This window comes from Candidatus Palauibacter sp. (assembly GCF_965208055.1).
In the GTDB taxonomy this organism is placed as follows: Bacteria; Gemmatimonadota; Gemmatimonadetes; order Palauibacterales; family Palauibacteraceae; genus Palauibacter.
This window is the reverse complement of record NZ_CBDBNY010000004.1, coordinates 88,745-100,607: the sequence shown is the minus strand read 5'-3', so window position 1 is coordinate 100,607 and position 11,863 is coordinate 88,745. Positions and strand designations below refer to the sequence as shown.

At 68.3% G+C, this 11,863-nt stretch carries 12 protein-coding genes; 8 read left to right on the top strand and 4 right to left on the bottom strand.

Annotation, left to right across the window (positions count from 1 at the left end; all coding sequences use genetic code 11):
• Positions 1-61 precede the first annotated feature (61 nt).
• From ACOGXI_RS00790 to ACOGXI_RS00780, 3 genes are all read left to right on the top strand, one after another.
• Positions 62-2,293, top strand: a complete 2,232-nt coding sequence (locus ACOGXI_RS00790; protein ID WP_419937004.1) for a M28 family peptidase — start codon at positions 62-64, stop codon at positions 2,291-2,293.
• Positions 2,294-2,385: 92 nt separating this feature from the next.
• A complete protein-coding gene (locus ACOGXI_RS00785) occupies positions 2,386-2,727 on the top strand; it encodes a type II toxin-antitoxin system ParD family antitoxin (protein ID WP_419937003.1) in 342 nt (113 codons plus the stop codon).
• A gap of 163 nt (positions 2,728-2,890) precedes the next feature.
• Positions 2,891-3,157 carry a hypothetical protein gene (locus ACOGXI_RS00780; RefSeq protein WP_419937002.1) on the top strand — a complete coding sequence of 89 codons (267 nt, stop codon included), beginning with the start codon at positions 2,891-2,893 and terminating at the stop codon, positions 3,155-3,157.
• Between the two features lie 6 nt (positions 3,158-3,163).
• On the opposite strand, the gene ACOGXI_RS00775 is transcribed toward ACOGXI_RS00780, so the two are convergent.
• Positions 3,164-4,375, bottom strand: a complete 1,212-nt coding sequence (locus tag ACOGXI_RS00775; RefSeq protein ID WP_419937001.1) for a hypothetical protein — start codon at positions 4,373-4,375, stop codon at positions 3,164-3,166.
• 209 nt (positions 4,376-4,584) lie between these two features.
• On the opposite strand from ACOGXI_RS00775, the gene ACOGXI_RS00770 reads away from it, so the two are divergent.
• Positions 4,585-5,652, top strand: coding sequence for a hypothetical protein (locus ACOGXI_RS00770; protein ID WP_419937000.1), 1,068 nt, complete (start codon positions 4,585-4,587; stop codon positions 5,650-5,652).
• 43 nt (positions 5,653-5,695) lie between these two features.
• Here the strand turns inward: ACOGXI_RS00770 and ACOGXI_RS00765 are convergent, their stop codons facing one another.
• The 3 genes from ACOGXI_RS00765 to ACOGXI_RS00755 are packed head-to-tail and all read right to left on the bottom strand — an operon-like array spanning position 5,696 to position 7,338.
• Positions 5,696-5,890: a hypothetical protein gene (locus tag ACOGXI_RS00765; protein ID WP_419936999.1), complete on the bottom strand. Its 195-nt coding sequence runs from the start codon at positions 5,888-5,890 to the stop codon at positions 5,696-5,698.
• A 16-nt stretch (positions 5,891-5,906) separates the two neighbouring features.
• Positions 5,907-6,953: a hypothetical protein gene (locus tag ACOGXI_RS00760; RefSeq protein WP_419936998.1), complete on the bottom strand. Its 1,047-nt coding sequence runs from the start codon at positions 6,951-6,953 to the stop codon at positions 5,907-5,909.
• Between the two features lie 31 nt (positions 6,954-6,984).
• Positions 6,985-7,338 carry a helix-turn-helix domain-containing protein gene (locus tag ACOGXI_RS00755; RefSeq protein WP_419936997.1) on the bottom strand — a complete coding sequence of 118 codons (354 nt, stop codon included), beginning with the start codon at positions 7,336-7,338 and terminating at the stop codon, positions 6,985-6,987.
• A 196-nt stretch (positions 7,339-7,534) separates the two neighbouring features.
• On the opposite strand from ACOGXI_RS00755, the gene ACOGXI_RS00750 reads away from it, so the two are divergent.
• The 4 genes from ACOGXI_RS00750 (at position 7,535) to ACOGXI_RS00735 (ending at position 11,863) form a co-directional block, all read left to right on the top strand.
• On the top strand, positions 7,535-8,617 hold the full coding sequence (locus tag ACOGXI_RS00750; protein ID WP_419936996.1) for a hypothetical protein: 1,083 nt from the start codon (positions 7,535-7,537) through the stop codon (positions 8,615-8,617).
• Entirely contained in the window at positions 8,614-10,062 is a 1,449-nt protein-coding gene (locus ACOGXI_RS00745; RefSeq protein ID WP_419936995.1) for a hypothetical protein, read from the top strand. The genes ACOGXI_RS00750 and ACOGXI_RS00745 overlap by 4 nt, the downstream gene beginning before the upstream one ends.
• Positions 10,055-11,383 carry an AAA family ATPase gene (locus ACOGXI_RS00740; RefSeq protein WP_419936994.1) on the top strand — a complete coding sequence of 443 codons (1,329 nt, stop codon included), beginning with the start codon at positions 10,055-10,057 and terminating at the stop codon, positions 11,381-11,383. The genes ACOGXI_RS00745 and ACOGXI_RS00740 overlap by 8 nt, the downstream gene beginning before the upstream one ends.
• A gap of 117 nt (positions 11,384-11,500) precedes the next feature.
• Positions 11,501-11,863: a hypothetical protein gene (locus ACOGXI_RS00735; protein WP_419936993.1), complete on the top strand. Its 363-nt coding sequence runs from the start codon at positions 11,501-11,503 to the stop codon at positions 11,861-11,863.

Genomic DNA, 11,863 nt, shown 5'->3' with positions numbered 1-11,863 from the left:
TATCATGGCGGGGATCCGCCCCGACATCCCGAGTCCGTCGACCAGCCAGGAGATCCGCAAGATGCCAGCGTCCCTCGCCTCCGCTCGCGCTGCCGCCCCCGTGCTCGTCGCCATCGCTCCCCTCCTCGCCGTCGTGCTTCCGGCCGGCTCCGGCCCCGCGCCCGCGTCCGCCCAGGAGCTCGCCGCGTCCGCCCGGGAGCCCGCCCGGGAGCTCGCGCAGGAGTCCGCGCTGACCGGCTTCACCGCGGCCCGCGCCGTCACGCAGCTCGCCTGCGAGGCCCGTTTCCTGGACCTGCCCCGCGCCGAGTCGTTCCGCGAGCACCTGCGCACGATCACCGAGCACCCGCACCCGGCGGGGTCGGCGGCCCAGGTGCGGGTCGGCGATTACCTCGCCCGGGCGATGGAGCGGGCGGGGCTGGCGGTGACGCGCCACCCCTACGACGTCTACCTGCCGGAGCTGACCGACGATGTCGAGGTGCACATCGTGACCCCGGTCGCGATGCAGCTCTCCAACCGCGAGCCCGCACTTCCCGAGGACCGCTTCTCCGGCCACGCGGACCTGCTCAACGGGTGGAACGCCTATTCGGGCTCGGGCGACGTCACCGGCGAGGTCGTCTACGCCAACTACGGCCGTCGCGAGGACTACCTGGCGCTGGACTCGATCGGCGTGTCCCTGGCCGGCAAGGTCGTGATCGCCCGCTACGGAGGGAACTTCCGCGGCTACAAGGTGAAGTTCGCCGAGGAGCGCGGGGCGGCGGGCGTCATCATGTTCAACGATCCCGGTTTCTCGGGACTCGGCGCCTACCCCGAGGGCCCGATGATGAACGGGGAGACCATCCAGCGCGGCTCCGTCCTCACACTCCCGTGGACGGGCGACCCGCTCACGCCGTTCGAGCCCGCGCTGCCCGTGGACGGCGCGGCCGGCGACGACCGGAACGGCGGCCGGCAGGTGGAGCGCCTCGACCCCTCCGAGGTGCCGCTGCACAACATCCCCGTCCTGCCCATCGGCTACGAGGCCGCCACCGAGATCCTGTCCCGCATGACCGGCCTCGAGGTCCCGCCCGGCTGGGCGGCGGGGATGGAGGTGGACTACCGCATCACGGGCGGCCCCGAGCTCACGGTGCGGGTGCGCGTCAACCAGCCCATGAAGCTCACCCGCGCGACCAACGTCGTGGGCACCGTGCGCGGGAGCGAGTTCCCGGACGAGTGGTTCATCCTGGGCGCCCACTACGACCCCTGGGGCTTCGGCGCCATCGACCCGAACGGCGGCACCGCGATGCTGCTGACCCTCGCCGAGGCGCTGGGCAAGCTGTCGCGGGACGACGAGTGCCGGCCGCGCCGCTCGATCATGATCGCGCACTGGGACGCGGAGGAGTACGGCATCATCGGGTCGACCGAGTGGGTCGAGGAGTTCCGCGAGGCGCTGGAAGCGAACGCGATCGCCTACATCAACGCCGACGCCGCGGTGTCGGGCGCCAACTTCGGGAGTTCCTCCTCTCCGTCGCTCAAGGGGCAGATCATCGAGGCCACGAAGGCGGTGACATACCCCGGCACCGGCGAACCGCTGTACGACTGGTGGCTGGCGCGCGCGGGCGAGGGGGCGGCGGAACCGGGCCTCGGCAACCTCGGCGGCGGCTCCGACCATGTCGGCTTCTACACCCACGCGGGCGTGCCGTCGGGCTCGCTCTCGTCCGGCAACCCCGGCGGCGTCTACCACTCCAACTACGACAACTTCGCGTGGTACGAGCGCTTCGGGGACACCACGTTCGCCCACGGGCCGATGATCGCCCGGGCCGACGGGATCCTCGCGCTCCGCTTCGCCAACGCCGACGTGCTCCCCTACGACGTGGTCCGCTACGCGACCGACACCCGCACCCATGTCGAGACGCTGTACGCGGTCGCGGCCCAGCGCGGCCTGACGGTCGATCTGTCGCGGCTCGTCGAGACCACGCGGGAGCTGGACGACGACGCCGCGGCCCTGGTGGCGGCGCGCGAGCGCTGGCTCCGCTCCGGGGCGGTGGACGCGGCGGAGGCCGAGGCGGTGAACCGGGCGCTGATCGGACTGGAGAAGGCCTGGCTGAACGACCGCGGACTCCAGGGCCGGCCGTGGAGCCGCTCGATCTACGTCTCGCCGGACCCGTTCAGCGGCTACGCCTCGTGGATGCTGCCGGGGCTCCGCTACGAAATCGAGACGGACGACCGTGCGGATCTGCCGGGGTGGGAGCGCGTCTACATCGGCGCCGTCCGGAACCTGGCGCAGCGGATGCGCGCGGTGGCCGGCATGATGCCGTAGGACGCGGCACGTTCCCGCGGGAACGTCTTGGAGCGATTCCTGGCACCTGTGGCAAATATCGCTACACACGGTCGGACGTGCGACCTTGAAGCATGGCTATCCGGCAAACCCGAAACATCTCGCTTCCTCCGCAACAGGACGCGTTCATCGAGCGGTTGGTCTCGCGGGGGCACTACCGCACGGCGAGCGAGGTCGTGCGACACGGCTTGCGCCTTCTGGAGGAAGCGGAGCACCGGAGACTCCTCGAGAAGTGGGTGTACGAGGGGCTCAGCGAAGACGAGAGTGACAGGGTCCCGCGCGCGCTCCGGGAAAAGGTCGGAGCGCACTTCCGCCAACTCGTGGACGCCGCCCTTCGCGACGTCGCCGAAGGTCGTGTGAGCGACGGGCCCGCGGCCATGCAGCGGTTGAGAGAGCGAATCGACGATCGCGGCTGAGTGTCGGCGGGCTACCGGCTCGGCCGCACCGCCGAGAACGAACTCGCGGAGATCCTGCTCTACGTGGCGGAGCAGTCCGGCGTCGGCGTACTGCTTCGCCGTCGGCGGCATGGTGGGGGGTTTCTCGCCGGTCAACGCCATCCACTGCTCGGAGTTGGCGATCGTGACGAAACAGATGATCGACCGGGCCGACGGGGTCCGCGCGCTCCGGTTCGCCAACGACCGGGGAGTCCAGGGCCGACCGTGGAGCCGCTCGATCTACGTCTCGCCGGACCCGTTCAGTGGCTACGCCTCGTGGATGCTGCCGGGGCTCCGCTACGAGATCGAGACGGACGACCGCGCGGACCTGCCCGGGTGGGAGCGCGTCTACATCGACGCCGTCCGGAACCTGGCGCAGCGGATGCGCGCGGTGGCCGCGATGATGCCGTAGGACGCTTCAGTTGCGCGTCAGCTGCAGCACCTGCGGATGCGCTACGTCCAGTTCGTCCCGCCAGACGCCGAGTACCGCGTCCATGGTGATATCCGACAGGGTGAAGCGGTCCGGAATCCGCACGGTTCCGAGCCAGATCCCATCGGCTCGCAGCACCAGCCATTCCTGCGGCTGGTCCTGCTCGCTTTCTCCCCGGTAGAGTTCGAGCCAGACCGCCCCGGAAGGATCGACGAGGATGTCTGCAAATGCGGGCCGGTTGCCGGACGCGGGAACTGCTTCCAACACCGTCTTTAGGACCGAGGTAGATCCGGGCGGAAACCCATCGAGAACGTGACTTCGCTCAGTAGCGATCTTCGCGGCGCTCAGGTCGAGAGGATAGTCGGGAATGCGCAGGATGCGCACGAGATTCCCGGACGCGTCCAGTTCCTCCACCTGCATCATGTCGGACGAACCCCGCAGGATGTGTGGCCCCAGGGCCGCGACGTGAGATCTGTCGGCAAACCAGAGCGCGGCGCTCCCGACGTACGAGCCGTCGCGGACAAGCACGTAGAGCTCGGGTCCGCGCACCTCGCCGATACTGTCGATCAACGTCCCTTCCAGATCGAAGAGGATGAGGGGTTCCGGACGCCGCACCCGTCCCGCGAGGCCGTCCATCGGCAACACCGGCCTGGACATCTCAGGCAGAATCGCGCCCCCGCTCAGGACGTGCAGATCGGTCGTGAAGAAATCGACGTCGAAGGTCCGGACCACCGACAGGTCGGGAGCGACCACGGTGACCCGTCCGTCGCCGAAGGCCAGCAGGGTGTCGCCGGCATTCCCGATACGCCGCAGACGTCTGAACTCTCCGGGACCGTCTCCCTCGCCGCCGAAGGAAGCCTGGAACTCGCCGGTCTCGGAGAAAACCCGCACTTCCCGCGAACTCCCGTCGGCGATCGCAAGCGAGCCATCCGGGCGTTGCTTCATGCTGCCGGCCCGGTAGAACTCGTGGGCCGGGCCGGTGCCCGAAAGCGTGAGGTCGACGACGGGATCCGGGTCGATGCGCCAGAGGCTGGAATCGCCCCAGAGCGGCCGCATCGCCTCGACGATCCGGACGCCCGCGCTGTCGCGCCGGACGACGAGGGGGGTGCCCGAATCGCCGTCGCTGCAGGCGACGAGACTGCACAGCAGGAGCAAGGCGGCACTCCCGAGACGGGCGATCGAACCGATCTGCATTGTCATTCCATCTTCCTGCGGCTTGCGGCTCCCGGTCAAGGTTCTCTCCCGCGCGGACCCGCTCGAGTTGGCTCGTTTGACTCAATTCGCGTCACCCGTATCCTGCTGGGCAGCCGTAGTGGCCGGTGCTGACTACAATAGGTGACTCGAAGGCAAGGCAAAAACACATAAGTGCGGGACCGGCGCCAGCCGTTACCGAACCAGGGGGGATCGACATGACTGCCAGCCGCAAGACACTACTGGCGAAGCTGGCTCCGCAATTCAGTGTCCAGACGGAGAACGTTGCAGTTGAGGCGCTCGGTCACATTCTGTCCGGATCCAAAGAAGCACGGAGCGCTCTCGCCGACGTGTTGAATTCCGGCGGCGCCGATCTCGGTCACATCGCTCAGGTTGACACACAAGTCACCGGCAGGGAGGGCGAGCGGCCGGACCTGGTCGGGTTCGACCGGGATGGGGAGAAACGTCTGCTGATCGAGGCGAAGTTCTGGGCCGGACTGACCGAATCACAGCCCGTCGCATACCTGAAGAGCCTGACCGTAAACGGCCCTGAACGACAGCAGGGCGCCAAGCCGTCCGCGCTCCTCTTCGTGGCGCCCCTGGCGAGATTGGATTCGTTGTGGGCCGAATTGTGCCGTCAAGTGTCGATGTCCGAGATGGCGCTGGGTTCAAGCCGCGACGATTCCGACGGGCTTCGAAGCGCGACGGTCGACGATGGCGCGCACATGTTGTTGACGAGCTGGACGAGCCTTCTGGATCGGATGGCGACCAAAGTTGCTCACGCCGCCGACTCTCACACGGAAGCCGACCTCCGTCAGCTGCGCGGGCTTTGCGAGCGAGAGGACGGCGAGGCGTTCCTACCGTTGCGATCCGAGGAGTTCGCACTGGAGTTCCCTCGGCGCATGCTCGGGCTTCAACGACTCGTGGGCGACGCAACCAATCGCGGAGTCCGGTCGGGCTTTATCGACGTGAAGGGCCTCAACGTGACGCCTCGGTCATGGGGATACGGTCGATACCTGCGGCTCGCAGATGAGCAGGCCTGGTTCGGAGTCAGTTTCGTCCGCTGGGCTCGGACCCGGCCTACCCCACTGTGGCTGTGGTTTGCCCCACAACGAACTGCGCTCGAGCCACTTCGGAACGCGAACCCTCCTGAACTCTTTGACGACAGGGCCGTCCCGATCGATTTGCCGGTTGGGAGGGAGTATGAGGCCGTGCTCGATGCCGTCGTCGAGCGTCTTAAGGAGATCGCAACGGCCATCTCCTCAACGCGAAGCGATTCCCACTGACCGCCATGGCCGATCCCACTGCGTGCAGGACGCTCGGTCACCATCACTCATGTCTGCGGCGATTCAATTCGTCCGTGATCAAGGTCTCGAACATTCTCAGGTCATCCAGTTCGCGCGCTCGCCGCAAGTGGTATTCTTCGTCTGCCTCGATCCTGTCCTTTACGCGCTCGTGCATGGCGAGGAGTTCTCTCGTGCTGTGCTTGGACAACGTCGGGAGTGTGGATCCTTGCTTCTTCATCTTTGTTTCTCGTTACTCAATTCAGGCTGGGCTCACGGACCTGCCGCGGGCCGGCACGTCCGAGTCTGACGACACGCGTTTCGGTGAGCGGTTCGTTCTCGGGCAGCGGCGTTTCGCCCTTCTTCGCGCCGATCTCGGCCACGCTCGCGAGGTCCGCGAACTTCTCCGCGCCCCCCACGGCCGTCGCATCCCCGTCGTAGTAGTCGAACCACGGCAGTCCGGCGTCGGCGTACTGCTTCGCTGTCGGCGGCGTGGTGGGGGGCTTTTCGCCCGTGATCGCCATCCACTGCTCGGAATTGGCGATCGTGACGAAACACCGGCTCGCGTGGCGCTGATCCCACGCGTCGAGACCGTAGGGATCGTCGTAGATCTCCTGCCGCATGCGGCCGCCCGGGGCGAGCCCCATGCTCCGGTGCCTGGGCAGGGAGGATGGCGACGGCAGTACGTCGGATAGGACCATAACGTCCGAGACCGCCAAATGATCGGCGAACCTGGCCTCGCGAGCGGCGAGGATCGCTTCGTAGCGCTCGGCCTTCATGGGGTAGGCGATGATCTGGATGCCGCCATGCTCGGCCACGCCCGTGATCTGCTCCTCGACCGTGTAGCCCTTTCCGAGGGGCATCGCGACGAACTGCCGGATCAAGCCCTTCTCGACGCAGTACCCGTCGATCCAGGGTTGGTCGGGGAGCACGACGTAGTCCTGCGGGTCCCGGTTGAGATGCTCCGTCCACGTTTCCCCGCTGACGGCGCACACCTTGCCGGTCGCGATCTTCACGGCGAAGGGGTAATCGGGAGTCCCGGAGTGGGAGCCGAAGCTGATCCACATCGCCTCCGCCTGGTGCATCGGCATGAGCACGCCGCCGCGCCGAAGCCACTCCTCCGGCAGGCGGGACTTGTAGTCGTCCACGTGCCGCAAAGGGAAGCCGCCCAGGCCCGGCGGGAGGGAATGTGGCGTCCCGTCATCCGGGATGCGCAGCGTACGTTGAAATGAGACCGAGCAGTGCGCGCTCTCGTGGACTTCGGGGAACCGGAAGTGCAGGCGGTCGTTCTCCAGAGTGATCATCTCTCGTCGCTCCTCGTGTCTCTCGTCATCTCTACCATTCCCCGTCCCTCACCTCCCGCACGACACGGAGGATCGCATCCTCCGGCGCCCCCTTGAGCTGGCGGATCAGCTCCGCGAACAGTTCCGGCCGTTTGCGGATGATCTCCTGGAGATCGCTGGAGACCTTCCCCGCCAGCGCGAGAAGCCAGTCCCGGTCGACGCCGAGTTCCTGCGCCAGCCGTCCCGTCGTGGCCTCCGAGGGCGGCGCCACGTCGCCCCGCTCGATCTTGCTCAGGTACGCGGGTTCGATCCCGACGCGCTTCGCCACCTGCCGCAGCGAGAAGCGGGGATCGTCCTGCCGAAGCCGCTCCCGGAGTTTTCGAACCGTGCCCCCAAACTGTGTCATGTGTCGTAAATATTACACACTCGAAGCGCTGTCAACTCTACGGTGAACGGCGCGGGCCGCGGGGGACCTTGAGGTCGCCGGGCTTCGAACCGGGCAGTAGGATCGGGCGCGCACGCGCTGCGGAGACCGCGACCTCGCGCGGTTGACGAGACGGTCTCCCGGCGGGGCCGCGCGACGCCGTTTGCACGGAGGTCGTTTGGGGAACGGTTCGGGGACAGTTACGGGGAACACGCGCGCGCGCTTCGAGCAGTGGGCGAAGAACCCCGCCTGCCGGGCCAATACGCTCTCCGCGGTGCATAACGTCCCCATGGCCGACGTGGCCCGGCGTCTCGGCTCCCGTCCCAGTTTCGGGCAGTCCGTGTTCGCGCTCACGCGGGGGAACAACTTCGAGCGGCAGATACTCGCGGACGAGGCTGACCGGCTTCTCGCGGCGCTCGTGCGGAAGGATGTGCTCCCGGAGGGGGCGAAGGGACTCGCCGACCTGCGCGTCCGGATGAACGGGGGCCAGCTCCCTTCCCTTCCGGAGGCGATTGCCCGGACGAACGCATTGATCCGGGAGTTGGCCGGCCAAGCCGATTCCCGCTCCGCCCCGCGTCCCGCCATCATCGCCAGCCCCACGGTGCGGATCCCGAGGGGCGTCATGCTGCCCGAGGCCGTGCTCATCCTGGATGTGCTGGCCGTTCGCTACGATCGCGGACGCCCCGAACTCATGGTCGGCGAGATCAAGACGTACGCGGATCGCGGGGGACATACCGACCTGCACAAGCTGGCGGTCGCCCGCGCGCAGGCGGGTCTCTACCTCCACGCGCTCGAACTCGTCCTGGCCGAACTCGGATGCGGAGAACGCGTCAGGCTGCGGCGGAAAGGGTTCCTCGTACTGACGCGGCCGGGCTCCAACTTTCCGTCGGTGCGCGCGGAGGAAGACCTCCACTACCAGGCGGAGCGGGCGCGGCGGGGCTTTGAACTCCTGGAGGCCGCCGCCCGCGGGCTGCCGCCCTTCATGCCGGTCGACGACGACCCGGTGGAGGCCGTGATGCGGGCGGACACCGAGTATTCCGAGGCTTGCCTCCGGTTCTGCGACCGAGAGAGCCAGTGCCACGCCGCCGCCCTGGAGGAGGGGAACCCCGCGGTGCTCGGCGATGATGTGCGCCGCTTTCTCGGTGAGGTGGACCTCGGCCGTGCGGTCGTTCTTCTGGACGGCGGGGATCCGCGCACCGGCGGCGAGAAGGATCTGTTGCGGAGGCTTCAGCGCGCGGGTGCGGCGGGGCCGACGCCGTGAAAGAGCGCGATGTCGTCCGGCGGCTCATCGCGTTCGCGCAGGGGCGACCGCTGCCGCGCGGCACGACCCGGCAACTCCATATCGCGGCGGATGAGGACCTGCTGATCGTCGCGTTCGTGCGCATGGGGGGAGAGTCGCGTCCGTGGGGCATCGCCTTCGGGCACCCCGGCGCGGACCCCGAGATTCTCACCGTCCCGGAGGGCCGGAACCGCGACCTGGTCGCCGGGATGTGTTCGAGTTTCGCGCCCGTGCTCCTGCGGCACCTTCGGACGCCGGGCTTCGCCGGCCTCCCGCCCGCCGAGGAGGAGGAGCTTCGGCCGCTCCGGCAGGTGTGGCTTCCGAACGGGAGTCACGCCGACATGCTCCACCACCTCGCCTATGCCTACACGTTCACGCGCCGGGGACCCGTGGCCGGGACGATCCTGAATCCGCTGGGACGGGCGGCGGGCTGGCTCTTCCGGGAGGCGCAGAGGCCGGGGCAGCAGCACGTGATCACGGCCACCGAAGCGCTGCGCACGTCGTACACGTTCCCCGCGCAGTCCACGAGGCTCGAACACCTGGGCTTCCTTCTCGCGTGGCTCGACGGGGAGCTGGCGCCCGCCGAGCGCCCCGCGGCGGCCCAAAAGGCGGAGGAGCTTGCGGTCTCCACGGCGCTGGACCCCACCCTCGAGCGAACCCGGCTCGCGAAACCGCTCGACGATTGGCATGACGCCCGGGACGAGGGCGACGCGGGTCGCGAGCATGCGAACGCGTCGGAAATCACGCGTGTCCTGGAGGAGGAACTCGGACGCCGATACCGGCTCACGGAACAGGCGATATCGCTTCTGCGCGCGGACGGGCGGCGGACGAACCGGGGCGTGGCCGAACTCGTGGACGAAGCGCTGGCGGAGCAGTGGCGCGAGCACACGCGCCTCGAGTCGGGGCATGCCGCCGGCGACGATCCCCCGCCCTTCACGCCCTCGCCCGAGACGGACCGGGACCCGGCCGCGGCTGGAGCGCGCTACATGGCGCACCTCGCCTCGGCCTCGCTCGTCGAGTCCGTGCTGCTGCACGATGACCCCGAGCTTCAGGATGAGGCCATCGCACGCGGCGACGGCTTTCGCGGGACGGTCACCGGCGTCGGGGAACGGCGCTCGGGGCGCTGGGCGCGCACGGTGTTGACCGTGAGGGACGAGAACCCGGGGCCGCTCCGGCTCAGGGCGGGAAGCTGGGTGTGCGTGATCGGCTCGCCCGAGTCCAGCGGCACGCTCCTCGCGTTGCGGGACGAGTCCGATGGTCGCCGCACGTTCGAGGTCGAATTCCGCCGGAATCCGAGGAGGACGGTCGGGAGCGCGATCGGGTTCGTCGAGAGTTCGAACCATCACCTCAGCCGACGCAAGAGCAGCCTGATCTGGTCCGACGATGAGCCCGGCAGCTGGCTCACGCACGCAGCCCTCAATGAATAGGGCGCGGGTCTCCGCGAAGTCGTCTCTCGTCGAGACGCGGCTCAAGGGCGCCATCGATGCGGACACGGGGCTCGTGGTGGTCAGGGCGCCCCCCGGATCCGGGAAGACGTTCCTCCTCCTTCGCGGCGTGGCGCACGCGCGCGGGAAGCGGCTACGCGTCGCCGTGGGGGCGCAGACCAACAGCCAGGCCGACGATATCTGCCGCAGACTGAACGCCCAGTATCCCCACCTCAGCGTCACCCGGTTCGCGGCCGCCGGCCGAAGCGCGGTGGATCTCGGCAACAACGTGTCCTGGGCGAACCACAAGCGCGCCCTCCCGCGGGGGCCATGCATCGTCGTCGCGACGGTCGCCAAGTGGACGCTGACGGAACTCGAGCACGCGTATGACATTCTGTTCGTCGACGAAGCGTGGCAGATGGCGTGGGCGGACTTCATGCTCTGCGCCAAGGTGGCGCCGCGCTTCGTGCTCATCGGAGACCCGGGACAGATTCCGCCCGTCGTTCCGATCCCGGCGCAGCGGTGGGAAACGTCGTCCCGCGCGCCGCATCATCCCGCGCCGGAGGTCATCCTCGCCGACCCGCACCCTCCGCGGCTGGAACTCGAGTTGCCCGCGTGCCGGCGGCTCCCCCACGACTCCGTCGAACTCGTTCGTCCGTTCTATGATTTCGAGTTCGCATCGTGGGCGGGCCCGGGCGAACGGTACGTCCGAGTCCCGCCCGCCGAAGGTTGGCACTCGCGCGTGGACCCCGCCCTCAACCTCTTCGGCTCCGGATCCATGGTGGCCCTCACGATGCCGACGCCGGCCGAGGGTCCCCCGCTGGAGCTTGACGAGGAGATCGCGGTCCTGGCCGCGGAGACGGCCGCGCGGGTGCTCGAGCGAGGCGCCCGGGTGGTGGCCGGCGACGACGGCGAGGAACGGCCGCTTCGTCCCCGCGACATCGGACTCGCCGCGACACACCGCGTGATGAACTCCGCCATGCAGCACGCGCTCCCCGCCGCGCTGCGGGCCGACGTGGTCGCCGACACGCCCGAGCGGTGGCAGGGTCTGGAGCGCAAACTCATGATCGTCGTCCACCCCCTGTCCGGCGTCACGGCGCCCTCATCGTTCGACCTCGAGACGGGCCGCCTGTGCGTGATGATCTCCCGCCACCGGTCCGGCCTGATCGTGGTGAGCCGGGACCACATCCGAGCCACGCTGGAGAACCACATCCCGGTGGCCGACCAGCCGGTCGGGCGCCCGGACGTGACGGGGCGCGGCCACCAGGCGCACCTCAGGTTCTGGGAGCGCGTGACGGAGACGGGCCGGGCTATCGGCGTTTAGCCTTGCGCCTCGCCATTGCCTTGCACGGAGCAAGGGCTCGGCTTGCTCCTCTCGGACGTGGCAGGTAGTTCTGACGGCGCGCTTATTCGTGTTGAGACCGTGTAAGGAGAGAGCGGTATGGCCAAGCAGGTGCTGCCGACGTTCCTGAGAGGCGTGATTTCCTATGGTGATTACAACAAGTGGCTCGAAGGCAAGGCGAAATCGCACGTAGTGGGGGATCGGGAGCGAGGATTCTCCGACACGAGCGTTTCGGGCTACATCAGCGACATCCACGACGCGGTACTGGAGTCGGGCGGGCGCGACTTTTATACCGGTGAGGAGCTGGATTGGTCGCTCCTGGCTGTCATTTACGACCCCGAAGGATGTGCGCAGATTCGCCATGCGGCCAACAGTCGACCATATCGATCCCTCGACCGGCAAAGCGGATTTCGCCATCTGCGGCCAGCGGACGAACATGTGCAAGAGTTACTTGACCGTTGA